At 69.7% G+C, this 22,171-nt stretch carries 30 protein-coding genes; 24 read left to right on the top strand and 6 right to left on the bottom strand.

Going from position 1 to position 22,171, the window contains the following annotated elements:
- Positions 1 to 26: 26 nt before the first annotated feature.
- The 7 genes from ACE3QP_RS17540 to ACE3QP_RS17510 all read left to right on the top strand — a co-directional run bounded on the left by ACE3QP_RS17540 (position 27) and on the right by ACE3QP_RS17510 (position 4,812).
- Positions 27 to 1,673: a methyl-accepting chemotaxis protein gene (locus ACE3QP_RS17540; protein WP_374437781.1), complete on the top strand. Its 1,647-nt coding sequence runs from the start codon at positions 27 to 29 to the stop codon at positions 1,671 to 1,673.
- 69 nt (positions 1,674 to 1,742) lie between these two features.
- Positions 1,743 to 2,273, top strand: coding sequence for a hypothetical protein (locus tag ACE3QP_RS17535; RefSeq protein WP_374437780.1), 531 nt, complete (start codon positions 1,743 to 1,745; stop codon positions 2,271 to 2,273).
- Between the two features lie 469 nt (positions 2,274 to 2,742).
- On the top strand, positions 2,743 to 3,234 hold the full coding sequence (locus ACE3QP_RS17530; protein ID WP_374437779.1) for a GNAT family N-acetyltransferase: 492 nt from the start codon (positions 2,743 to 2,745) through the stop codon (positions 3,232 to 3,234).
- Between the two features lie 24 nt (positions 3,235 to 3,258).
- Positions 3,259 to 3,441: a hypothetical protein gene (locus ACE3QP_RS17525; RefSeq protein ID WP_374437778.1), complete on the top strand. Its 183-nt coding sequence runs from the start codon at positions 3,259 to 3,261 to the stop codon at positions 3,439 to 3,441.
- A complete protein-coding gene (locus tag ACE3QP_RS17520; protein ID WP_374437777.1) occupies positions 3,390 to 3,578 on the top strand; it encodes a hypothetical protein in 189 nt (62 codons plus the stop codon). Before ACE3QP_RS17525 ends, ACE3QP_RS17520 begins: the two co-directional genes overlap by 52 nt.
- An 11-nt stretch (positions 3,579 to 3,589) precedes the next feature.
- Positions 3,590 to 4,174, top strand: coding sequence for a hypothetical protein (locus tag ACE3QP_RS17515; RefSeq protein ID WP_374437776.1), 585 nt, complete (start codon positions 3,590 to 3,592; stop codon positions 4,172 to 4,174).
- A gap of 59 nt (positions 4,175 to 4,233) precedes the next feature.
- On the top strand, positions 4,234 to 4,812 hold the full coding sequence (locus tag ACE3QP_RS17510; RefSeq protein ID WP_374437775.1) for a YdeI family protein: 579 nt from the start codon (positions 4,234 to 4,236) through the stop codon (positions 4,810 to 4,812).
- Positions 4,813 to 4,916: 104 nt separating this feature from the next.
- On the opposite strand, the gene ACE3QP_RS17505 is transcribed toward ACE3QP_RS17510, so the two are convergent.
- Entirely contained in the window at positions 4,917 to 6,620 is a 1,704-nt protein-coding gene (locus ACE3QP_RS17505) for a hypothetical protein (RefSeq protein ID WP_374437774.1), read from the bottom strand.
- Positions 6,621 to 6,829: 209 nt separating this feature from the next.
- Here ACE3QP_RS17505 and ACE3QP_RS17500 point away from each other — a divergent pair, with 209 nt between their 5' ends.
- Positions 6,830 to 6,979 carry a hypothetical protein gene (locus tag ACE3QP_RS17500; protein WP_198113138.1) on the top strand — a complete coding sequence of 50 codons (150 nt, stop codon included), beginning with the start codon at positions 6,830 to 6,832 and terminating at the stop codon, positions 6,977 to 6,979.
- Positions 6,980 to 7,044: 65 nt separating this feature from the next.
- Here the strand turns inward: ACE3QP_RS17500 and ACE3QP_RS17495 are convergent, their stop codons facing one another.
- From ACE3QP_RS17495 to ACE3QP_RS17485, 3 genes are read right to left on the bottom strand one after another with little or no spacing between them, the layout of a single operon-like run.
- Positions 7,045 to 8,484, bottom strand: a complete 1,440-nt coding sequence (locus ACE3QP_RS17495; RefSeq protein WP_374437773.1) for an NAD(P)(+) transhydrogenase (Re/Si-specific) subunit beta — start codon at positions 8,482 to 8,484, stop codon at positions 7,045 to 7,047.
- Between the two features lies 1 nt (position 8,485).
- Complete coding sequence (locus tag ACE3QP_RS17490) at positions 8,486 to 8,806, bottom strand: NAD(P) transhydrogenase subunit alpha (RefSeq protein WP_374437772.1); 321 nt, start codon at positions 8,804 to 8,806, stop codon at positions 8,486 to 8,488.
- Between the two features lie 3 nt (positions 8,807 to 8,809).
- A complete protein-coding gene (locus tag ACE3QP_RS17485; RefSeq protein WP_374437771.1) occupies positions 8,810 to 9,940 on the bottom strand; it encodes an NAD(P) transhydrogenase subunit alpha in 1,131 nt (376 codons plus the stop codon).
- Between the two features lie 167 nt (positions 9,941 to 10,107).
- Between ACE3QP_RS17485 and ACE3QP_RS17480 the strand changes: the two genes are divergently transcribed.
- The 7 genes from ACE3QP_RS17480 (at position 10,108) to ACE3QP_RS17450 (ending at position 15,697) form a co-directional block, all read left to right on the top strand.
- Positions 10,108 to 11,649 carry a methyl-accepting chemotaxis protein gene (locus tag ACE3QP_RS17480; RefSeq protein WP_374437770.1) on the top strand — a complete coding sequence of 514 codons (1,542 nt, stop codon included), beginning with the start codon at positions 10,108 to 10,110 and terminating at the stop codon, positions 11,647 to 11,649.
- A gap of 1 nt (position 11,650) precedes the next feature.
- Entirely contained in the window at positions 11,651 to 12,127 is a 477-nt protein-coding gene (locus ACE3QP_RS17475) for an NUDIX domain-containing protein (protein WP_374437769.1), read from the top strand.
- The gene (locus ACE3QP_RS17470) at positions 12,124 to 12,471 is read left to right on the top strand and encodes a YciI family protein (protein WP_374437768.1); all 348 of its coding nucleotides are present in this window, start codon (positions 12,124 to 12,126) and stop codon (positions 12,469 to 12,471) included. Before ACE3QP_RS17475 ends, ACE3QP_RS17470 begins: the two co-directional genes overlap by 4 nt.
- A 53-nt stretch (positions 12,472 to 12,524) precedes the next feature.
- Positions 12,525 to 12,932: a DUF1801 domain-containing protein gene (locus ACE3QP_RS17465; protein WP_374437767.1), complete on the top strand. Its 408-nt coding sequence runs from the start codon at positions 12,525 to 12,527 to the stop codon at positions 12,930 to 12,932.
- 15 nt (positions 12,933 to 12,947) lie between these two features.
- Positions 12,948 to 13,595, top strand: a complete 648-nt coding sequence (locus tag ACE3QP_RS17460; RefSeq protein WP_374437766.1) for a dihydrofolate reductase family protein — start codon at positions 12,948 to 12,950, stop codon at positions 13,593 to 13,595.
- A gap of 72 nt (positions 13,596 to 13,667) precedes the next feature.
- The gene (locus ACE3QP_RS17455; protein ID WP_374437765.1) at positions 13,668 to 14,399 is read left to right on the top strand and encodes a MerR family transcriptional regulator; all 732 of its coding nucleotides are present in this window, start codon (positions 13,668 to 13,670) and stop codon (positions 14,397 to 14,399) included.
- Complete coding sequence (locus tag ACE3QP_RS17450) at positions 14,396 to 15,697, top strand: MFS transporter (RefSeq protein ID WP_374437764.1); 1,302 nt, start codon at positions 14,396 to 14,398, stop codon at positions 15,695 to 15,697. The genes ACE3QP_RS17455 and ACE3QP_RS17450 overlap by 4 nt, the downstream gene beginning before the upstream one ends.
- A 12-nt stretch (positions 15,698 to 15,709) precedes the next feature.
- Here ACE3QP_RS17450 and ACE3QP_RS17445 read toward each other — a convergent pair whose 3' ends face one another.
- A complete protein-coding gene (locus tag ACE3QP_RS17445) occupies positions 15,710 to 15,985 on the bottom strand; it encodes a DUF2277 domain-containing protein (RefSeq protein ID WP_374437763.1) in 276 nt (91 codons plus the stop codon).
- A 185-nt stretch (positions 15,986 to 16,170) separates the two neighbouring features.
- On the opposite strand from ACE3QP_RS17445, the gene vapB reads away from it, so the two are divergent.
- The 9 genes from vapB (at position 16,171) to ACE3QP_RS17400 (ending at position 21,371) form a co-directional block, all read left to right on the top strand.
- A complete protein-coding gene (gene vapB, locus ACE3QP_RS17440) occupies positions 16,171 to 16,422 on the top strand; it encodes a type II toxin-antitoxin system VapB family antitoxin (protein WP_374437762.1) in 252 nt (83 codons plus the stop codon).
- On the top strand, positions 16,422 to 16,835 hold the full coding sequence (locus ACE3QP_RS17435; RefSeq protein ID WP_374437761.1) for a type II toxin-antitoxin system VapC family toxin: 414 nt from the start codon (positions 16,422 to 16,424) through the stop codon (positions 16,833 to 16,835). Before vapB ends, ACE3QP_RS17435 begins: the two co-directional genes overlap by 1 nt.
- Before the next feature lie 9 nt (positions 16,836 to 16,844).
- On the top strand, positions 16,845 to 17,093 hold the full coding sequence (locus ACE3QP_RS17430) for a hypothetical protein (RefSeq protein WP_374437760.1): 249 nt from the start codon (positions 16,845 to 16,847) through the stop codon (positions 17,091 to 17,093).
- An 89-nt stretch (positions 17,094 to 17,182) separates the two neighbouring features.
- A complete protein-coding gene (locus ACE3QP_RS17425) occupies positions 17,183 to 17,860 on the top strand; it encodes a uracil-DNA glycosylase family protein (RefSeq protein WP_374437759.1) in 678 nt (225 codons plus the stop codon).
- A 139-nt stretch (positions 17,861 to 17,999) separates the two neighbouring features.
- On the top strand, positions 18,000 to 18,431 hold the full coding sequence (locus ACE3QP_RS17420; RefSeq protein WP_374437758.1) for a YciI family protein: 432 nt from the start codon (positions 18,000 to 18,002) through the stop codon (positions 18,429 to 18,431).
- Positions 18,428 to 19,711 (top strand): RNA polymerase sigma factor, encoded by a 1,284-nt coding sequence (locus ACE3QP_RS17415; protein ID WP_374437757.1) that lies wholly within the window; start codon positions 18,428 to 18,430, stop codon positions 19,709 to 19,711. Before ACE3QP_RS17420 ends, ACE3QP_RS17415 begins: the two co-directional genes overlap by 4 nt.
- A gap of 100 nt (positions 19,712 to 19,811) precedes the next feature.
- Positions 19,812 to 20,264 (top strand): VOC family protein, encoded by a 453-nt coding sequence (locus ACE3QP_RS17410; protein WP_374437756.1) that lies wholly within the window; start codon positions 19,812 to 19,814, stop codon positions 20,262 to 20,264.
- A gap of 19 nt (positions 20,265 to 20,283) precedes the next feature.
- The gene (locus ACE3QP_RS17405; protein WP_374437755.1) at positions 20,284 to 20,715 is read left to right on the top strand and encodes an SRPBCC domain-containing protein; all 432 of its coding nucleotides are present in this window, start codon (positions 20,284 to 20,286) and stop codon (positions 20,713 to 20,715) included.
- Positions 20,712 to 21,371 (top strand): glutathione S-transferase family protein, encoded by a 660-nt coding sequence (locus tag ACE3QP_RS17400; protein WP_374437791.1) that lies wholly within the window; start codon positions 20,712 to 20,714, stop codon positions 21,369 to 21,371. Before ACE3QP_RS17405 ends, ACE3QP_RS17400 begins: the two co-directional genes overlap by 4 nt.
- 15 nt (positions 21,372 to 21,386) lie before the next feature.
- Here the strand turns inward: ACE3QP_RS17400 and ACE3QP_RS17395 are convergent, their stop codons facing one another.
- Positions 21,387 to 22,151, bottom strand: a complete 765-nt coding sequence (locus ACE3QP_RS17395; RefSeq protein ID WP_374437754.1) for a substrate-binding periplasmic protein — start codon at positions 22,149 to 22,151, stop codon at positions 21,387 to 21,389.
- Between the last annotated feature and the right edge of the window lie 20 nt (positions 22,152 to 22,171).

The raw sequence follows: 22,171 nt of genomic DNA, 5'->3' as shown, positions 1-22,171 counted from the left end.
GCTCCCCTGTTCACCGACCGTTTCACATGAACGCACGTGAGTCCAGCAACACCCCTCTGATCGCCATCGGCGTGGCCGTCCTGGCCCTGGTGATCGCCCTTTTCGGCCTGCTGCAGGCCAACCAGGCGGTGCGCGATGCCTACCGCAACCGCTATGCCAGCTTCCTGCTCGCCGACGAGCTGCGCCAAAGCAGCGACGACCTGACCCGCCTGGCCCGCACCTACGTGGCCACCGGCGATGCCAAGTGGGAGCGCCAGTACTTCGAGATCCTCGACATCCGCAACGGCAAGCTGCCGCGCCCCAAGCATTACGAGCGCATCTACTGGGATTTCCGCGCCGCCGATCAAACCCCCGCCGGCGGCACCGAAGAGGCCGTGCCGCTGCAGGAGCTGATGAAGCGCGCCGGCTTCAGCGAGGCCGAGTTCGCCCAGCTGCGCCAGGCGCAGGCCAATTCCGATGGCCTGGTGAGCACCGAGACCATCGCGATGAACATGGTCAAGGGCCGCTTTGCCGATGGCGCCGGCGGCTTCAGCAAGACCGGCGAGCCCGACCCGGCCACGGCGCTGAAGATGATGCACGACGCGGCCTATCACTCCGAGAAGGCCAAGATCATGGGCCCGGTGGCCGAGTTCCAGCGCCTGCTGGACGAGCGCACGCAGAACGCCATCGACACCGCCAGCGCGCGCGAGCGCAACTGGCTGATCCTGCTCGTGGCCGCCATGCTGGCGCTGGGGGCGGCCATGGCCTGGTCGGTGCGGCGCGCGCACCTCACCGTCAAGCGCTTGGGCGGCAGCCCGGTGGCCGTGCTGGAGCGCGTGCAGGCCCTCACCGAAGGCGACCTGCGCAACCAGGGCGATGCCCACGACGCCCATGTGCTGGGCCATCTGGAGCTGATGGCCCAGGCCCTGCGCGAGCGCGTGCAGCAGGTGCGCGCGGCGGTCGATTCGATGGCCACCGCCACGCAGGAAATCGCCAGCGGCAACCAGGATCTTTCGCGCCGCACCGAGCTGCAGGCCAGCTCCCTGCAATGCACCGCCAGCACCATGGAACAGCTGGGCAGCACCGTGCGCACCAATGCCGAGAGTGCCGCCACCGCCAACCAGCTCGCCAGCGGCGCCAGCGATGTCGCCGCCCGCGGCGGGGCGGTCGTCAGCCAGGTGGTGGACACCATGCGCGGCATCAATGAGAGTTCGCGCAAGATCGCCGACATCACCTCGGTGATCGACGGCATCGCCTTCCAGACCAACATCCTGGCGCTGAATGCGGCGGTGGAAGCGGCGCGCGCTGGCGAGGCCGGGCGCGGCTTCGCGGTGGTGGCCAGCGAGGTGCGCGTGCTGGCCCAGCGCAGCGCTGAAGCCGCGCGCGAGATCAAGAGCCTCATCGGCGCCAATGTCGAGCGCGTGGAGCAGGGCACCGAGCTGGCCGACCGCGCCGGCCACACCATGCAGGAGATCGTTGAATCGATCCAGCGCGTCAGCGCCATCGTCGGCGAGATCTCCAACGCCAGCGCCGAGCAGAGCAGCGGCGTCAGCCAGGTGGGCCAGAGCATCGTGCAGATGGACCAGAGCACGCAGCAGAACGCGGCGCTGGTGGAGCAGAGCGCGGCGGCGGCCGAGAGCCTGCGCCAGCAGGCCCAGCAGCTGGTGACGGCGATGGCCATGTTCCGCACCTGAGTCCACAGCTGAGGGGGTGGGCGGGCAAGACCGCAGGTCCACCGCGCGCGGGCCTGCTACAAGCCTGACATGACGCCCGAACAAGCCCGCCTGGCCGTGCTGGCCTTGGCCGAACAGATCGACGCCCAGTCCGGCACGGACCGCGGCCCGCTGCAACTGGTGGAAGCGCCGCCGCTGGAACGCAGCTGGGGCTGGGCCTTCAGCCTGGAGTGGCCGCCTGGCCCCGAGCAGACCGAAGCAGCCGAAGCACCCTCAGCCGGCCCGCGCCGCGTGCATGTGCTGGTGGAGCGCGCCAGCGGGCGCATCTCGCTCGGTTCGCCCGGCCGCAGTCTTGAGGAGCACTTGGCCCGCTTCGAGGCCCAGGCGGCGCAGCTGCTGCAATTGCGCCGCGGCCCGCGCGGCGTCAGCGCGGCCGTGCTGGAGCGCGAACTGCAGGTTGTGTTCCGCTGCAGCTCGGCCGAAGCCAGCGCGCTGACCCAGCGCTGCCTGCGCGGCGAAACCTTCCCGCTGCGTCTGGGCCCCGGTGCCGACCCCGAGCGCAGCCGCCAGCGGCTTGAAAGCCTGGGGTTGGAGATCCTGCCCGCGCCCACCGATGCCTGAGATCCAGACCCAGGCCCCCGCCGTTGCCGTGGCCGACCACCTGGCGCAGCTGAAAAGCCCCGCGCGCCGCGCCGACTGCGCGACTCTGGTTTGCCTTGATGCGCGAACTCACCGGCCACGAGCCGGTGATGTGGGGCCCTAGGAGGCTGTCGGGCGTTACCGCTACCGCTACGCCCGTGGCCATGGCGGTGAGATCTTCGCCTCGCCTCGCGTTCGCCCGACATCGCCGTCTACCTGCTGCCCGAGGCCCCAGGCCAGGCCGAACTGCAGACGCGCCTGGGCAAGCACCAGATGGGCAAATCCAGCCTGTCCATCCGGCGCCTGGTCGATGTGGATCTGCAGGTGCTGCGCGAGCTGGTGGCGCAGTCCTAGGAAGCGGTCATGCGGCTCTACCCGGACGCCTGATCGCGGTTCGGCCGGCCGGCGCGGCACACTGCGCGGCCCTGAGCTTCCAGATTTCCCGCCACCCATGCTGCAGACCGAACGCTTGCTGCTGCGCCTGCCTGGCGCCGACTGCGCCGCGCTCTATGAGCGCTTTTACACCGACGCCGAGGCCTCGTGCTTCTATGGCGGCCCACTGACGCCGGCGAATGCCTGGGCGCGCCTGGCCTTTGACCGCGGCGTCTGGGAGCTGCAGGGCTTTGGCGTCTGGGTGCTGCAGCGGCGCGCGGACGCAGCCCTGCTCGGTGTCTGCGGCTTTTGGCAGGGCCTGGGTTGGCCGCGCGAGCTGACCTGGTGGCTGCTGCCCGAGGCGCGCGGCCAGGGCCTGGCCCAGGAGGCCTCGCAGGCTGCCATTGCCCATGCGCGCGAGGTCTGGGCCTGGCCCGAGGTCGAGACCTATTGCGCCGACGACAACCTGGCCGCGCGCGGCCTGATCGAGCGTCTGGGCGGCGTGAAGGTGCGCCGCCAGACCTTTCCGGACGGCTGCGAACGCGATGTCTTCCGTCTGGCCGCCGCCTGACCCTGCTATCGCAGGCCACCACCCATGCCCCAAGCCGAAGCCGTCGAAGAGTTCTATGTCGAACAGGCCTCGATGCGCGAGAACTTCGAGCCCGCGCGCCAGGGCCGTGAGCTGCTGATCGAAAGCGAGCGCCGCGCCCTGGCCGGCCGCGTTCGGTGCGATCCGAATGCGTGCACCCGGTCTTCGTCCACGCCGACCAGGTGGTGATCCGCTGGATCTTCGAGTTCGAGCAACTCGACGGCCGCCGTCAGCGCTTCGAGGAGCTGGCCTACCAGCGCTGGGAGGGCGAGCGCATCGTCGAGGAGCAGTTCTTCTACGACCCGGCGCAGTTCAAGACCAGCTGAGGTGCAGGACCATGGCCGAAGACAAGCCGGCAGACCACTTGGCGCAGGAGGTGGCGCCGACGGAGCATTGCACTCCGCTCGACTTGAGGCCCTTGTTTGGCGCCCGCCTCGAGGCCTATGCCCATCCGGAGGGCTATTGGCACCCTGAGGTCATGCTGCAGGGCGCACCGGATTCGGTCGTCGTCTTCTCTAGCGACTCGCAGTGGCCAGGCCCTCGATTCGAGGTTTTCCCGCTTCAGCTGCATTGCGCGCAGGCGCGGGAGGCCGACTGGCGCGCACTGGCGCCTCCCTTTGATGTGGTGCGAGCTGTGCCGCTCTGGCGCCACGAGTGGCTGGAGCGTGACGCCAGCGGCACCAGCCTGGGCTCGGAGACCTGCACCCACCATGCGGGGCGTGGCCCTGTGGGCCCGCAGGTCGTGTCGCACGCCCTGGTACGTGCCGGAGTCTTGTTGGAGTCGAGATTGGGTGCACTGATGCTCATCGCCGCTTCCGACTGCGCACCCTTTAATGTGGATATCTACCCGAACCACGCGGCGGCGCTGGCCGCGCTGCATGGCTTTGAAGCCCTGGAATTTGGGCCACCCGCGGCGGCCTGAGTGCCGATGCATGCAAGGCGAGATCTGCGCTGGTCGCCGAACCCTCAGGACCACCGACGATGTCCGACACGCCCCTGACCGAGCCGCTGTTCTTTGATGGTGCCGCTGCCTTTCGCGCCTGGCTGGCGCAGCATGCGGCGACTGCGCCCGAACTGCTCGTCGGCTACTGGAAGGTCGACAGCGGCCGGCCCAGCATGGGCTGGTCGGAGTCGGTCGATGAGGCGCTTTGCGTTGGTTGGATCGACGGCGTGCGCAAACGCATTGACGAACAGCGATACCAGATCCGCTTCACGCCGCGCCGCCCCGGCTCCATCTGGAGTGCCGTCAACCTGGCCAAGGTCGAGGCCCTGATCGCGGCGGGCCGCATGCAGCCCGCAGGCCTGGCCGTGTACCAGGCACGCGACCCGAGCAAGCAACGCGTCTATGCCTTCGAGCGCGAGCAGCCGGCGGAACTCAGCCTTGCCGAGCAGCGGCAATTCCGCGCGGCGCCGGCCGCCTGGGCCTACTTCGAATCCTGCCCGCCGGGGTACCGCAACCAGATGCTGCACCGCATCTGCTCGGCCAAGCGGGCCGAGACGCGGGCGCGGCGGTTGGCGCAGTTGATTGAGGTTTGCGGGCGGGGGGAGCGGATGGCTTGAGGCTGGCCTCGTGCCCCCAGTCGTGAAGCCCCGAGCGGTCTTGCTGAAGGCACCCCACGCACCACTGCGCGCCCGCAGGCACCCGCCGCGCCGAATCTCCCCGCTCACCACTTGCAGCCCTTGCCACGCAAGGCATCCGCGGCCAGCGCGGCCGCACCCAGCAGGCCCTTGTCGGCATGGGCCTTGCGGCAGTCCTCGCGATTCGCCTCGTCGATGGCCTTCTCCATCTTGCTGCGCGTGTCGGGCACGCCGGGCAGGATCTGGATCAGGCTGCTGCCCTGACGCAGCAGCGGGCCGCTGCGGCTGGGCAGGTTGAGGTTCAGCGGCGTGGGCACCGCGCTGGCCGGGGCGGACGGGGCGGTGGCCACGTCATGCCCGAGCTGCGGGCCGGCATTGGGTGAGCCAGGCGAGGCGCGCTGGCCGGGCAGGGGCTGACCCTGCGGGTCGCCGCGGCTCATCGGGCTGGCCGGTGTGCTGCTGGCCTGGGGCGCGCGCGGGTCGGCCGCGCCGGGCTCGCGGGCGGGCGGGGGGCTGTTGGGTGTGGTTGGGTTGGTTGAGCTCGGTGCGCTGGTGGCCGGCAGGCTGCTGGGTTCCGGTGCGGCCAACGGCGCGGGGCTGGCCAGCGTGGGGGTTGCGGGCAAGGCCGTGGGCGCGGGCAGGGGCGCGCTGCGTGGGCGCAGCACGGGCGCGGCGGGTTCCAGTGCGGGCGTGAGCAGGCGTTCGGGGGCGACCACCGGGGCCGCCAGCGCCTGGGCGGCCAGGGGTTCGATGGCCGCCGCGCGCGCGGCCGGGCGTGCTGGGTTCGGGCGCTCGGTGGCCAGGGTGGGCGCGGGCAGCTCCAGCGCGGGCGGGCTGGGCAAGGCAGCGGCGGCCGTGGGGCGCGCGGCTTCCAGGCGGGCGGTCGGGGTGGGCGGCACCAGGGTGGCCAGCGCGGGCAGGCCCTTGGCGACCGGCGCCACCAGCGCGGCGGGGGGGGCGCTGGCGGCCCGGGCCGCGGCAGCGGGGACCGTGAGCGGGCTGCTGCGGCGGGCCGAGAGCGCCGGGCGGGGCCCGGTCTCGCTGGGCATCTGCAGGGTGCGCAGCGCTGGCGCTACTGGCTCTGCTTCCGGTTCTGCTTCCGGCTCCGCTTCCGCTGCTGCCTTGGGCTCGGCGCTGGGCGTGGGCAGTTCCACGGCGGCGGGGCGGGCCTGCAGCTCGGCGCTGGGGCTCGGTGCCGGCGCGGCGATCCGTTCGCTCAGCGGTGCGGCGCGGCTGGCACGGGGTGCGGGCAAGGCCTCCTGCGGCAGCGCCAGCACGGGGGCCGGTGCCGGGGCCTCGGGGGGGCTGTGCGTGGGCGGTGCCGGTGCCGCGCTGGGCGCGGGTGGGGTGGGCACAGGGGGAGGCGCGGGCAGGTCGCGGTCGCCATCGCCGCGGGTGCCGGCGCTGTCGGTGTCGGGGCGGCTCGGGTCCGGCGGCAGTTCCTGCGGCTTCCAGGTGCCGAGCTGGGCCGCGCCCGGGCCGTTCGGGGTGCTGGGGTCGGGCGCGCGCAGGCGGCCGCCGTGGCGGGTGGTCTTGGCGTCGCCCGGCGGGCCGGCCTGGAGCGCAGGCGGCGCCGGCGTGGTCTGGCCGGGGCCGGGCTCGCCACGGCCCAGGGTCACCACTTCCAGGTCGCCCCAGCCGCCTTGCCCCGTTTCGTTGGGCCCGGGCTGGGTGCCGATGCTCAGCACCAGCCACAGATGCAGCAGCGCCGACAGCACCAGGAAGCGCGGCAGCTTGCCGTCATCCAGCAGGAAGGCAGAGCGATGGGGCAGGGGGGGCGACAGGGGCACGGGCGAAGCGGAGCGGCGAGGGCCCATTGTGCTCACCCCACCGCGGCTGTGCCCGCGCAGGGGCAGGGCCCGGGCGGCCCGCAAGCCCGGCCGCGGTGTGCGGTTTGGCGCAGCCGGCGCGTGCGGAGCCGCGGCGTCGCGGCCTGGCTTGGGGATGATCCGCGCCCCACCACCTCGGCGCCCCGTCGCCCGGCGTTCCACTTCCCGCCATGAAGACTTCCTACCTGCTTGCCGCCATCCTGACCCTCAGCGTCATCGCCGCCCTGATGGCCTCTCGCGCGCTGAAGACCGGTGCCCTGCTGGCGGTGGCGGCGCTCGCGCTGCTGGGCCTGTTGAACCTGCACGGGCTGCTGCGCTGAGACGCGCGGCCAAACCATGAAAAAGGGCGCCCGGGGGCGCCCTTCACGGGGTCAAGGCGGAGTGCTCACTCCACCGCCTTCACCATGTCCTCGACGACCTTCTTCGCGTCGCCGAACACCATCATGGTCTTGTCCATGTAGAAGAGTTCGTTGTCCAGGCCGGCGTAGCCGGCCGCCATCGAGCGCTTGTTGACGATGATGGTCTTGGCCTTGTAGGCCTCCAAGATGGGCATGCCGTAAATGGGCGAGCCCTTGACCATGGCGGCGGGGTTCACGACGTCGTTGGCACCCAGCACGATGGCCACGTCCACCTGGCCGAACTCGCCGTTGATGTCTTCCATCTCGAACACCTGGTCGTAGGGCACCTCGGCCTCGGCCAGCAGCACGTTCATGTGGCCGGGCATGCGGCCGGCCACCGGGTGGATGGCGTACTTGACGGTGATGCCCTTGTGCGTGAGCTTCTCGGCCAGTTCCTTCACTGCATGCTGGGCGCGCGCCACGGCCAGGCCGTAGCCGGGCACGATGACGACGGTCTCGGCATTGCCGAGGATGAAGGCGGCGTCGTCGGCGCTGCCGCTCTTCACATTGCGCTGCTGCTGCGCGCCCTGGGCCGTGGCGGTCTCGCCGCCGAAGCCACCCAGGATGACGCTGAAGAAGCTGCGGTTCATGGCCTTGCACATGATGTAGCTCAGGATCGCGCCCGAACTGCCCACCAGCGAGCCGGCAATGATCAGCATGCTGTTGCCCAAGGAGAAGCCGATGCCGGCCGCGGCCCAGCCGGAGTAGCTGTTCAGCATCGAGACCACCACCGGCATGTCGGCGCCGCCGATGGGGATGATGATCAGCACGCCCAGCACGAAGGCCAGCACGCACACGGCCATGAAGGCGTTCCAGTTCTCGCTGGCCATGAAGTAGCCGATCAGGCCCAACATGGCCAGGCCCAGCACGGCATTGAGCGCGTGCTGGCCGCTGAACTGCACCGGCGCGCCCTGGAACAGGCGGAACTTGTACTTGCCGCTGAGCTTGCCGAAGGCGATCACCGAACCGCTGAAGGTGATGGCGCCGATGGCCGCGCCCAGGCACAGCTCCAGTCGGTTGCCCATCGGGATGGCGGCACCCTTGGCCAGGCCGGGGATCAGCGCATAGGGCTCAGCCACCGCGGCCACGGCGATGGCCACCGCCGCCAGGCCGATCATGCTGTGCATGAAGGCCACCAGCTCGGGCATCTTGGTCATCTCGACCTTGTTCGCCATGTAGGCGCCCAGGCCGCCGCCAATCAGCAGGCCCACCAGCACATAGCTCAGGCCGAACCATTCATTGGCCGCGCCGAGCTGCTTGGCCAGCGTGCCGATCAGCGCGGCCGTGGTGATGCTGGCGATGGCCATGCCGACCATGCCGAACAGATTGCCGCGGATCGACGTGGTGGGGTGCGAAAGCCCCTTGAGCGCCTGGATGAAGCAGACCGAGGCGATCAGGTACATCAGGGTGACGAGGTTCATCGACATCTCAATGACCCTCCGCTTTTGCTGCCGGCTTCTTGTCCTTCTTCTTGAACATCTCCAGCATGCGGCGCGTCACCAGAAAGCCGCCGAACACGTTCACCGCCGCCAGGGCCACGGCCAGCGTGCCCATGAACTTGCCGAGGTTGGTTTCGGTCAGCGCTGCGGCCAGCATGGCGCCGACGATGACGATGGCCGAGATCGCATTGGTCACCGCCATCAGCGGCGTGTGCAGCGCGGGCGTGACGTTCCAGACCACGTGGTAGCCCACGTAGATGGCGAGCACGAAGATGATCAGGTTGATCAGGGTGGGGGATACGGCGTCCATGGCTTATTTCCTCTTGACCTCGCCGCCCTGGGCCATCAGGCAGGCGGTGACGATGTCGTCGTCCGTGGGCAGGGTGAACTTGGCTTCCTTGTCGATGACGAGCTTGAGGAAGTCCAGCACGTTGCGGGCGTAGAGCGCCGAGCTGTCGGCGGCCACGGTGGCGGGGATGTTGGTCTCGCCAATGATCGTCACGCCATGCACCTGCACGGTCTGGTTGGCGACCGTGAGCGGGCAGTTGCCGCCCACGCCACCGGGGCCGCGGCCGGCGGCGATGTCGACGATCACCGAGCCGGGCTTCATGCTCTTGACCATCTCCTCGCTCACCAGCGTGGGTGCCGGGCGGCCGGGGATCAGCGCGGTGCTGATCACCACATCGGCCGCGGCCACGCGTTTGGCCACCTCCACCGCCTGGCGCGCCAGCCAGCTCGGCGGCATGGGCTTGGCGTAGCCGCCCACGCCCTCGGCGGCTTCCTTTTCCTCGGCCGTCTCGTAAGGCACCTCGATGAACTTGGCGCCGAGCGACTCGACCTGCTCCTTCACCGAGGGCCGCACGTCCGATGCCTCGATCACCGCGCCCAGGCGTTTGGCGGTGGCGATGGCTTGCAGACCGGCCACGCCCACGCCCAGGATGACGACGCGCGCGGCCTTGATGGTGCCGGCTGCCGTCATCAGCATCGGGAACAGCTTGGGGTAATGGTTGGCCGCCATCAGCACGGCCTTGTAGCCGGCCAGGTTGGCTTGGGAACTCAGCACGTCCATGCTCTGCGCACGCGTGGTGCGCGGCGCGGCTTCGAGCGCGAAGGCGGTCAGGCCGGCCTGGGCAATGGCCTGCAGGCCTTCGGCGTCAAAGGGGTTGAGCATGCCCACCAGCACGCTGCCGCTCTTCATCAGCGCCAGCTCGCCGGCATTCGGGCGCTGCACCTTCAGCACCAGCTCGGCGCCCAGGGCGCCAGCGGCATCGGTGAGCTCGCAGCCCACGGCCTCATAGGCGGCATCGGTGCAGGCCGCGGCCAGGCCGGCGCCGCGCTCCACCCGCACCGTGTGTCCGGCAGCCTTGTACTTCTTGGCGGTTTCCGGGGTCACTGCCACCCGGGTCTCTCCCGCCGCGCTTTCACGCGGGACTCCAATCAGCATGCGCTTCTCCTCGCAAGGGGCGCCGCAGCTTACACGCGCCGTTTGACGAGTCTTCGTGGGGATTCCAGCCTGATGTCGCGTCCGTGTGCCACGGGGCCGCCCTCTGGCGCGGCCCGGGGCGGCGCGCTAGGCTGGGCCGGCGGCTTGCCGCCGCAGGGGAGACCAAGATGATCCTGAACCGCATGCGCGTGGGCCAGCGCCTCGGCCTGGGTTTCGGCTTGATGGCGCTGCTGTTGGCGCTCAGCCTCGGGGTGGCGATCCAGCGCCTGAACCGCATGGAGGCCGCCAAGCAGGAGGTGCTGGAGCTGGAGCGTCGCGCCGCCCTGGCCGAGGCCTGGATGAAGAACACCGAGCTGAACGCCAACCGCGCACTGGCGATCGCCAAGTCCGGCTATGGCGAGGCGGTCGTCCAGCATTTCGACCCGCTGGTCAAGGCCACCACGGCCACCATCAGCGAGATCCAGAAGGGCATCGAAACGGCGGTCAGCAGCGAGCGCGGCAAGGCACTGATGGCTGAGATCGCCGAGCGCCGCAAGGGCTACATCGCCAAGCGCAACCAGATCTTCGACCAGCTCAAGGGCGGCGACCTGGAGGGCGGGCAGCAGAAGATCGACACCGAGATGCTGCCGGCCGTGCAGGGCTATGTGAAGGCGCTGGAGGCCTTCGTCGCCCACCAGCGCGAACAGGCCCAGGCCGCCACCGAGCGCGCCGCCGCCGACAAGGCCTTTGCCCAGACCGTGCTGGTGCTGATGCTGGTGGTCTGCCTGGCCGTGGCCTTCGGCGCGGGCTGGCTCATCACCCGTTCCGTCACCGGCCCGCTGCAGGCCGCGCGCCGCAACACTGAAGCGATTGCCAACGGCGACCTGACGCTGGACGTGGTGGCCGAGGGCGCCGATGAACTGGCCGAGATGCTGCGCAGCCTGGAGCAGATGCAGCGCCGCCTGCGCGGCCTGGTGGGCGAGATCCGCGCCGGCACCGATGGCATCAACACCGCCTCGCACGAAATCGCCAGCGGCAGCCACGACCTGTCGCAGCGCACCGAACAGGCCGCCAGCAATCTGCAGCAGACCGCCAGCTCGCTTGAAGAGATCACCGCCACCGCCCGCCACGCGGCCGACTCCGCCGCCCAGGCCAATCAGCTCGCCGGCAGCGCCGCCCAGGTGGCGCGGCGCGGCGGCAGCGTGGTGCACCAGGTCGTCGAGACCATGGGCGCCATCAACGACAGCTCGCGCCGCATTGCCGACATCATCGGCACCATCGACGGCATCGCCTTCCAGACCAACATCCTGGCGCTGAATGCCGCGGTGGAGGCCGCGCGCGCCGGTGAGCAGGGCCGCGGCTTTGCGGTGGTGGCTGGCGAGGTGCGCCTGCTGGCCCAGCGCAGCGCCGAGGCCGCCAAGGAGATCAAGACCTTGATCGGCAGCAGCGTCGAGCGCGTGGAGGCCGGCAGCAAGCTGGTGGGCGAGGCCGGCGCCACCATGCAGGAGATCGTCGACAGCGTGCAGCGTGTCACCGACATCATTGGCGAGATCAGTGCCGCCACCAGCGAGCAGAGCTCGGGCATCGGCCATGTGAACGACGCCGTCACCCAGCTCGATCAGGTGACGCAGCAGAATGCCGCGCTGGTCGAGCAGTCGGCCGCTGCGGCCGAAAGCCTCAGCGAGCAGGCCACTCGGGTCGCCGCCTCCGTCGCCGTCTTCAGAACTTGATATGTCCGCACGCTGGAAGCCCAATGTCACCGTCGCCGCCTACATCGAACACGAGGGCAAGCTGCTCTGGGTGCGCGAACTGACTTCGCGCGACGGCATCCGCATCAACAACGCCGCCGGTCATCTGGAAGCCGATGAAGACCCGCTGCAGGCCGTCTGCCGCGAGGTGCTCGAAGAGACCGGCCGGCCCTTCCGGCCCGAGGCCATCCTGGGCTTCTACCTGAGCGACACCCGCTTCACCGACGGCGAGCCGGTGCGCTTCCTGCGCATCGCCTTCGTCGGCACCGTGGGCGCGGTGGAGCGCGAGCAGCTCGATGAACCCATCATCGAAACCCTGCTGCTCAGCGCCGCCGAGATCCGCGCCCGCCCACACGAGCTGCGCTCGCCGCTGATGCTGCGCGGGCTCGATGACTACGAAGCCGGGCGGCGCTTTCCGCTCGATCTGATTCGCGTGCAACCCGAACCCGGCCGCTCATGAGCTACGCCCTCGTCATCCTGGAAGACCATGGCCAGCGCGCCGAGCGAGGCCTGGAAGGCGGCCAGGCCGCCTATGCCGCCATGCTGGCCTTTGCGGAACAGCTGAAGGCGCGCGGCCAGCTCGTCATGACCCAGGCCCTGAGCACCGAGCAGACCCGCGTGCGCCGCCAGGGCGCCGGCGTGGAGGTGCTGGATGGCCCCTTCATCGAGGCCAAGGAACTGGTGGGCGGCATCTTCCTGCTGCAAAACGTCAGCCGCGAGCAGGCCCTGCAGATCGCCGCTGAATGCCCGGCCGCGGCCTGGGCCACGGTGGAAGTGCGGGCGCTCGGTCCCTGTTTCACCTGACGCATGTCGAAACCGGCGGGCCTGGATCGTCGTACCCGAACCGAAGCCCCGCCATGCATGTCGACACCGCCGCGTACCACGCAAGACTTCCCGAGATCCAGCGAAGGCTGTGTGAAAGCCTGGCCCTGGCGATCGACGCCCAGCTGCCCGGCGCCGAGAACAAGGTCTGGCACGGCCATCCGGTCTGGTTCCTGGCCGGCAACCCCATCGTTGGCTACAGCCTGCAGAAGCCCGGCATCCGCCTGATGTTCTGGAGCGGCGCCGATTTCGACGAGCCGGCGCTGAACGTTCTGGGGGCCAAATTCAAGGACGCCTCGGTGTTCTTCAAGGCCTGGAGCGAGGTGGACCCCGAAACGCTGCGGCGCTGGCTCGACAAGGCCGCGCGCATCCAGTGGGACTACAAGAACCTGGTGCGCCGCAAGGGCCGGCTGGAACGCCTGCCCACCCCCGAAATCCGCTGAACCCGGAGCGCCGCCATGACCCAGATCCGCGTCGATTGCTATTCCATTTCCGCCGATGGCTTCGGCGCCGGCCCGGCCCAGAGCCTGGAGCACCCGCTCGGCCGCGGCGGCGAGCAACTGGCCGCCTGGCTCTTCCCCACGCGCAGCTTCCGCAGCCGCGTGCTCGACCAGCCCGACGGCGAAACCGGCGTGGACGAAGGCTTTGCCGCGCGCGGCTTCGAGAACCTCGGCGCCTGGATCCTCGGCCGCAATATGTTCAGCCCGCTGCGCGGGCCCTGGGCGGACGAGAGCTGGCGCGGCTGGTGGGGCGACACCCCGCCCTATGGCGTGCCGGTGTTCGTGCTCACCCACCATGCGCGGCCCAGCCTGGAGATGCAGGGCGGCACCGTTTTCCACTTCGTCACCCAGGGCTTCGAGGCCGCGCTGCAGCAGGCGCGTGCGGCGGCGGCCGGGCGCGATGTGCGCATCGGCGGCGGTGCGGCCACCTTGCGCCAGTACCTGCAGGCCGGCCTGATCGACCGCCTGCACATCGCCCAATCCCCCGTGCTGCTGGGCCAGGGCGAGCCGCTGTGGGCCGGGCTCGATCTGCCGGCGCTGGGCTATCGGCTGGCCGAGGTGGTGCCCGGCGAGCGCGCCACGCATCTGCGCATCGAACGCGGCTGAAAGGTGCCGAAAGGGGCTTGACCCTCACGCGGCGTCAGGCTCCATGATCCGGGCTCGCTCACCGCCCCGCTCATGGACTACACCGTCGGCGAACTCGCCAAGAAGGCCGGACTGACCGTCCGCACCCTGCACCACTACGAACAGCTCGGCCTGCTCGTGCCCTCGGGGCGCAGCGAGGCCGGCTACCGGCTCTACAACGCCGCCGATGTGCGCCGCCTGCACCGCGTGCTGGCTTACCGCCAGTCCGGTCTGGCGCTGAAGGACATCGCCGCCCTGCTGCAGGCCGACAGCCCGCCGCTGCGCGAGGTGCTGGAGCGCCAGATCGCGCAGGTGGAGGGCGAGATCCACCGCCGCCAGCGCGTGCTGCGCGCGCTGCGCCATGTGGCCAAGCAGGCGCATGAAGACGAGGAGGGCCTGAGCGAGCACCTGCTCAGCGCCATGAGCCTGATGCGCCTGATGGAGCAGCACTTCAGCGAGGCCGAGCTGACCGTGCTGGCGCGCCGCCGCGCCCAGCTGGGCGAGCAGAAGATCGAGGCGCTGGAGGCCGAGTGGCCCGCGCTGATCCGGCGCGCCCAGGCGCTGATGGACGGCGGCACGCCGCCCAGCGACCCCGAAGTCACACGCATCGCACTGCGCTGGCGCGAGCTGGCCCAGCTCTTCATCGGCGACCAGCCCGCCTTCCGCGCCAAGGTCCAGGCCATGTACGCCCAGGACGGCGAGCTGCAACGCCAGACCGGCGTGACCCCGCAACTGCTGGCCTATCTGCGCCAGTCCCTGCCCCCCACCGCCACCCCCAGCCCATGACCCCCGAAGCCCCACGATCCGGCCCCGCGCCGGAGGCCCCGCCACGCCTGTTCGCCAACGCCAACTTCCGCTGGCTGCTCGGCGGCGGCCTGCTCTCCATGCTGGGCGACCAGTTCACCCTGATCGCCTTGCCCTGGCTGGTGCTGCGTCTGACCGGCGACCCGCTGGTGCTGGGCCTGGTGCTGGCGGTGATGGGCCTGCCGCGCGCGGCCTTCATCCTGGTGGGCGGCGCATTGGTGGACCGCCACTCGCCGCAGCGCGTGCTGCTGCTCACCAAGCTGCTCAACGCCCTGTGGGTGGGCCTGCTGGCGCTGCTGGTGCTCTGCGGGGCGCTGCAGCTGTGGATGGTCTACGCGCTGGCGCTGGCGATCGGCCTGACCACCGCCTTCAGCTACCCGGCCGCCAGCTCCATCCTGCCGCTCAGCCTGCCGGCGCCGCTGCTGCGCGCGGCCAATGGCAGCCTGATGGCACTGCGCCAGTTCAGCGTGCTCATCGGCCCGCTGCTGGCCGGCGGCCTGATCGCGCTGCTGGCAGAGCCCGGTGCTGCCGGCGTGCAGGACGCGCGCGGGCTGGGTCTGGCCTTCGGCTTCGACGCGCTGAGCTTTCTCGTCTCCAGCTGGACGCTGCGCCAGGTGCGCCTGCTCAGCCGGCCCCAGACCGGCGGCGCACCGGTGGGCGCCGCCATTGCCGAGGCCCTGCGCCACTGCTGGAACGATGTCGAGCTGCGCACGCTCTGCCTGTACTTCGCCGCCATCGGCTTCTTCGTCGGCGGCCCCATCCAGGTGGCGCTGCCGGTGCTGGCGCAGCAGCAGCTGCCGGGCGGCGCCGCGGCCCTGGGTCTGCTGCTGGCCGGCCATGGCGGTGGCGTGCTGGTGGGCATGGCGCTGTCCGGCCTGCGCCGCCGCTTTGGCCTGGGCAATCTGGGCGCCACGGTGCTGCTGATCGATGCCATCGCCGGCTGCGTGTTCCTGCCCTTCGGCCATATCCACGCCGCCTGGCAGGGCGTGCTGCTGCTGGCGCCGCTGGGGGCCCTGGCCGGCTTCGTGCAGGTGGCCGTCTACACCTGGATGCAGCAGCGTGTGCCGCCCGCCATGCTGGGCCGCGCCATGGGCCTGTTCATGTTCCTGTTCATGGGCATCGCCCCGCTGGCCGCGGCTGCCGCCGGGGCTGGCCTGGCCTTGTGGGGGCCGCAAGCGCTGTTCACCTTCAGTGGCGTGGCCCTGCTCGGCTTGGTGGCACTGGGGCTGTTCACGCCGCTGCGGCGGCTGCGCGACGCGCCGGCCGGATCCCCGGCCTGAGCGTTCTGGTGCTCAGCCCGCCGGGCCGAAGCGCGCCACCGAGCGCGCCTTGGCCTTGGCGGCCTCGACCTCGCGGTTGCGCGGCTCGGCGTTGCTGACCAGCGCCACCATCAGCTCCCGCGTGCTCGCCGCCACCTGTTCCACCGCCCGCTCGAAGGCCGCCTCGTTGGCCTTGGACGGCACGTTGAAACCGCTGAGCTTGCGCACAAATTGCAGCGCGGCATCGCGGATCTCCAGCTCGGTGGCTGGGGGTTCGAAGTTGAAGAGGGTGCGGATGTTGCGGCACATGGGGTGGCCTCGCAGGGGTGTGTAGGCATTCTGCGCAGATTGGTGAAGCCGCCGGGCCGCTCCGTCCCAGGGGATTCAGCCACTCAGGGCTTCAGTGAGACCGAGATCGCCAACCCAACTGGGGCAAGAGCGGCCAGTTAATAGATGGCTTGCCATATGGCAAACGGCAACCTATGCTGGATCGCATGACGACCAAGCAAGACCCGCCCACTCGCCCGACCGCCCGCGTCGGCTGGAACAACCGCACCCAGGTGGTCACCATGCCGCTGGAGTTCCGCTTTCCTGAGGCGGTGCGCGAGGTGTACATCCGCAAAGAAGGTGAGAGCGTCATCCTGACGCCGCGCCCCAGCGACTGGTCGGGCTTCTTTGCCGCGGGCCTTAAGGTCTCGGCCGACTTCATGGCCGAGCGCCTGCCGCTGCAGGAGCGCAAGTTTTGATGCTGCCGCTCTACATGCTCGACACCGACACCTGCATCTTCCTGCTGCGCGGCGAGTCGCCCGCACTCGCGGCCAAGGTGCAGAGCGTGCCGCTGCAGCAGCAGGTGATGTCCGCCGTGAGCTATGCGGAGCTGAGCTACGGCGTGTTGGCCTCCGCCAGTGCCAAGCGCAAACAGAACCAGCGGGTGCTGGACAGTCTGGCGCTGCATCTGGCGGTGCTGGACTGGCCCCAGGAAGCGGCGCCGCACTACGCCGAGATCCGGCTCGACCTCAAGAAGCGCGGCGCACAGCTCGGCGCGGCCGACCTGATGATCGCTGCACATGCGCGTGCGCTGGGGGCGGTGGTGGTGACGAACAACAGCAAGGACTTCGGGCGTGTAAAGGGGCTGCAGGTCGAGAACTGGATGAAATAGGGCGCGCTGATGGTGCTGGTTTATCTGTTGGGGGGGTGTCTTGGTCCTCTGTTGTGCAACATGAAAGACTTGGCCCTGGCGCCCGGCCCTGGCGCCCTGATCTTGGGCCAGCATGCCTTGCAGTTGGGCGGGTTGCCCTGGAATCAGCGAGATCCGTTTGATCGGCTGCTGGTGGCGCAGGCCATGGCTGAGCCGATGCGGCTGTTGACGGCGGATGAGCAACTATTGGCCTATGGCGGGCAGGTGGAGTTGATCTGACCGCGGGCTAAGTGCAGTGCTCCGCCCGTCCAGTAGCGTGTTTCCTAGTACGCAACAAGCTTTCGCTTTAGACCTGTGAGCCAAGTGCCATGAAGCCTTCTTCTTCCTTAATCGAATCGTTCTTTGAGGTAGTGCCAGCGCATCTGCATGGGCGTTCAGGAAAGGTCTTCTACTCTGGGCGGTCGGCCTTCGAACGACCTGCAGCTCTTTACATCGTTGGTGTGAACCCCGGAGGACATCCTGATGAGCACCAACAGGAGACTATTGGTTCCCATTCGGAACGTGTCTTTCATACCTTGCCCGCAAACTGGAGTGCCTATCGCAGTGAGTCGTGGGAAGGGCACCGGCCCGGCACATTTGGGATGGCACCTCAAGTGCTCCACATGCTTGGTCAGTTGGGATTGCCGGCTGAAGCAGTCCCCAGCAGTAATCTGGTGTTTGTTCGCTCCCGTTCTGAGGCGGACTTGGCAGAAGAATTCGACGAACTGGCGAACGAATGCTGGCCGTTCCATCACAACGTTATTTCCAAGCTGCGGCCGAGGGTCATCTTGTGCTTGGGAACGACGGCTGGGCGGTACGTGAGGAATCGCCTAGGAGCGGTGACGCAGATCGCTGAGTTTCAGGAAATCAACAGGCGCAAGTGGACTTCTCGGGTTCACGTGACGGCTGAGGGCATCAAAGTGGCGACAGTGACCCACCCAAGCCGAGCTGACTGGCGCAATCCTGCGGCGGATCCATCTGCACTGATTAAGTCAGCGATTTCTTGAGCCCGGGTGCCAAATAAAGGGCTCTCCACGGGCTCAATGCGCTGGTGGTTACATCACTGATGAGCTCGCATAAGCGAGCCGTCGAATTCACCCCACCCCATCCGTCGTACCCCACACAACTCCACGACAGGAGCCCCCCATGCCCCGCTACATGATCCAAGTCCGCGCCACCCCCAGCAGCGAGGCCGGCGAGTTCCCCGATGACCCGACGCTGGTGACGCGCATGCTGGCCTTCCACGACGAGATGGCCAAGGCCGGCGTGCTGCTGGATGGCGCCGGGCTGCAGCCCTCCAGCCAGGGCTTCCGGGTGCGCTACACGGCGCAGGGCGAGCCGACAGTGATCGACGGGCCGTTTGCCGAGGCCAAGGAGTTGATCGCGGGCTACACCCTGATTGAGGTGCGCTCGCGCGACGAGGCGCTGGCCTGGGCGCGGCGCTTCCCCTCGCCCTTTCCGGGCCAGGAGTGCGCGATCGAGGTGCGGCCGCTGTTCGGCGAAGTGATGGACTGCCCGCCCGAGGAGGCCGAGCGCCAGTTGCGTGAGCAGCTGGCCGAAATCCGTCGCGGCGGATGAGCGATGCCGCGCTGGCAGTCACGGCCGTCTGGCGCCTGGAGTCGGCCAAGATCGTCGGCGCGCTGACCCGCCTGACGCACGACCTGGCCCTGGCCGAGGACTGCGCGCAGGACGCCTTGCTGGCCGCGCTGGAGCGCTGGCCCTCAGATGGCCTGCCGCGCAACCCGGGCGCCTGGCTGATGACCACCGCCAAGCACCGCGCACTCGACCGCCTGCGCCACGGCCAGATGGCGGCGCGCGAGCAGGGCGCGCTGGGTGAGGACATGGACGCAAGGCGCGACATGCTGGCCCCCGACACGCTGGACATCCTGCTGGCCGACGAGGCCGATCCGCTCGGGGATGACGTGCTCAAGCTGCTCTTCATCGCCTGCCACCCCGGCCTGGCGCGCGAGGCGCAGTGGGCACTGACCTTGAGGTTGGTCTGTGGGCTGACGACGGCAGAGATTGGCCGCGCGCTGCGCGCCAAGGAGGCCACGGTGGCGCAGCGCATCAGCCGCGCCAAGGCCCAGCTGGAGAAGCTGGATGCGCGCTTCGAACTGCCCGATGCGGCCGAACGCGACCAGCGCCTGGCCCAGGTGCTGACCGTGCTCTACCTGATGTTCAACGAGGGCTACACCGCCACGGCCGGGCCGGACTGGATGCGCCCCGAGCTCTGCCACGAGGCCCTGCGCCTGACGCGCATGCTGGCCGCGCTCTGCCCCGATGCGGCCGAGGCCTGCGGCCTGCAGGCGCTGATGGAGATCCAGGCCTCGCGCCTGGGCGCGCGCCTGGACGGCGCTGGCAAACCGGTGCTGCTGCTGGAGCAGGACCGCCGTCGCTGGGACCCGTTGCTGATCCGCCGCGGCCTGGCTGCGCTGGCGCGTGCGCAGGGCCTGCCGGCGCCGGGTTCGTTCACGCTGCAGGCCGCCATTGCAGCCTGCCATGCGCGCGCGGCGCGGGCGGTGGACACGGACTGGGCCGCCATCGTGGCCGGCTACGACGAGTTGCTGGCCCTGCAGCCCGGCAACCCGGTGGTGGCCCTGAACCGCGCCGTGGCCGTGGGCATGGCGAGCGGACCTGGAATGGGCCCGGGCGCGGCCCTGCCCCTGGTGGAAGGTTTGGTGGGCCAGGCCGCGCTGCAGGGCTACCCCTGGCTGCCCAGCGTGCACGCGGACCTGCTGATCAAGCTGGGGCGCCCGGCCGAGGCCGCTGCCGCATTGCACCAGGCGATGGCGTGGACCGACAACGAGGCGGAGCGCCGGCTGCTGGAGGAACGCCTGCGAGCGCTGGGGGAGCATTGAGCGAAGCCCATGCCGCTGATCGGGTCGGCGCCGACCGGCTGATGTCGAAATGCCGGGTTCCCGTTCGTCGTCACCCACAAGCCCCTCAAGGAGTGAACCCATGTCCCGCGTCAGCACCTATCTGAACTACCCCGGCACCACCGAGGCCGCCTTCGCGCTCTACAAGCAGGTATTCGGCACCGAGTACGAAGTGCCGCCGGTGCGCTTCGGCAGCATGCCGGCGCAGCCGGGCCAGCCCGAGATGTCGGCCGCCGACCAGCAGAAGATCCTGCACGTGGCCCTGCCCATCCTGGGCGGCCACGTCATCATGGGCACCGATGTCATCGAAGGCCCGGGCTGTGGCAAGTACGAGCCCGGCAACCACATCACCCTGAACCTGGAGCCCGACAGCCGCGCCGAGGCCGACCGCCTGTATGCCGCGCTCAGCGAAGGCGGCAAGGCCGACTGCCCGATGGCCGACATGTTCTGGGGCGCCTATTGGGGTGTGCTGCAGGACCGCTTCGGCCTGCGCTGGATGATCAATGTGGATCACGCGAAAGATCCGGCGAATTGAAGCCCCTCAGGAGATCGTCATGGCCATGAAGCTGGACTTTTTCGTCGAGGTCCGCGCGCCGCGCGCGCGGGTGTGGGAGCAGATGCTGAGCGACGCCGGTTACCGCGACTGGACCGCGGCGTTCTGCGAGGGCTCGTACTACGAGGGGCGCTGGGAGACGGGGGCGGACATCCGCTTCCTCGGCCCCTCGGGCGAGGGCATGCGCGCGCGCATCGAAGCGGCGCGCGCGCCCGAATACGTCAGCATCGAGCACCTGGGCGAACTGGTGGGCGGCCAGCCGAAGGAGGCCTCGGATTGGCAGGGCGTGTTCGAGCGCTACCGGCTGCTGGAACAGGGCGGCGGCACGCGCCTGGAGATCGAGCTAAGCCAGGTGCCAGACGCCTACGTGGAAATGATGAACACGATGTGGCCGGCCGCGCTGCAGCGCTTGAAGCAGGCGTGCGAGCTGTGAAGCTGGAGCTGTTCGCACACCCTTTCTCCTCCTATTGCCAGAAGGTGCTGATCGCCCTGCGCGAGAAGGGACTGGATTTCGAGCTGCGCCTGCTGGGCCCCGATCAGACCGACACCGCCGCCGAGTTCGCGCGCCTGTGGCCGCTGCAGCGCATGCCGCTGCTGCGCGCGGGCGAAGCGGTGCTGATGGAATCCACCGTCATCATCGAATGGCTGGATCTGCAGCACCCCGACACGCCCCGGCTGCTGCCGGCCGACCTGCAGGCGGCCCTACAGGTGCGCCTGTTCGACCGTCTGTTCGACCAGTACGTGATGACGCCCATGCAGAAGCTGGTGCTCGATTGCCTGCGCCCGGCTGATCAGCGTGATGCCTATGGCCTGGCCGAGGCCCATGCGCTGCTGGAAAAGACCTACGCCTGGCTCGACAGCCAGCTACCTGAAGCAGGCTGGGCGGCCGGAGGCCGGTTCAGCCTGGCCGACTGTGCCGCCGCGCCTTCGCTCTTCTACGCCGACTGGGTGCACGAGATCCCCGCCGCCCACCCGAAGCTGCGCGCCTACCGCCAGCGCCTGCTGGCCCACCCGCCGGTGGCCCGCGCGGTGGACGAAGGCCGCCCTTTCCGCAGCTGGTTCCCGCCCGGCGCGCCGGATCGGGACTGATCGGCACCCATCGACTCAGCCGCGCGTGGCCGCCTGCTGGAGCGCCTGCTCGGCCAGGCGCTCCAACTCGCCGCTGCGGCGCAGCGCGGCCACGGCGCTGTTGAAGCGCTCCAGCAGCTGCGGCCCGCCCGGCTGGCCGCGTGGCACGGCCAGGTGGATGTCGTTGGCGTTGAGTCGGAAGGCAGGTGCCAGAGCCTGCAGCTCGGGGTGGCGCAGCTGCAGGTAGCGCGCGCCCAGTTCGGTGATCAGCACCGCGTCCAGTCGCTTGCGCAGCAGCATCAGCAGGTTGTTGAGGTCGCTGGTCACCTCTTCGGTGCGCAGCTCCTGCGTTTGGCGCGCCGCTTCGAAGCCGGGCCCGTAGGACCAGCCGCGAATCACCCCAATGCGGCCACGCTTCAAGGCAGCCCAATTCGGCATGCCGGGCGCCCGCTCGCCCTGGGTCAGCACCGTCAGGGCCTCGCTGAAGTAGGGGTGGCTGAAATCGGCAAAGGCCTCGCGCTCGGGCGTGCGGATTACTGCGCCGGCCAGGCTGCGGCCCTCGCGCAACTCGTTCACCAGGCGCCGGAAGGGCAGGGTGCCGGCCTGCAGGGGTTCGCCCAGGCGCGCAAAGGCCGCCGCCACCAGGGCCGGATAGATGCCGCGCGCCTGGCCCTGCTCGTCGGCATACATGGTGGGCACGCTGGCGGGGTCGAACTGCACGACCCAGGTGGTTTGGGCTGACAGGGGCAGGCCCAGGCTGGCGCTGCTGCCCAACAGCATGCGGCGGGTGATGGATGCCATCTTGTGCGCTCCCCATGCGG

Origin of the sequence: Inhella sp. (assembly GCF_041912635.1) — a bacterium.
GTDB lineage: Bacteria > Pseudomonadota > Gammaproteobacteria > Burkholderiales > Burkholderiaceae_C > Inhella.
The sequence above is the reverse complement of the archived record's forward strand: the minus strand, read 5'-3'. Positions and strand labels throughout refer to the sequence as shown.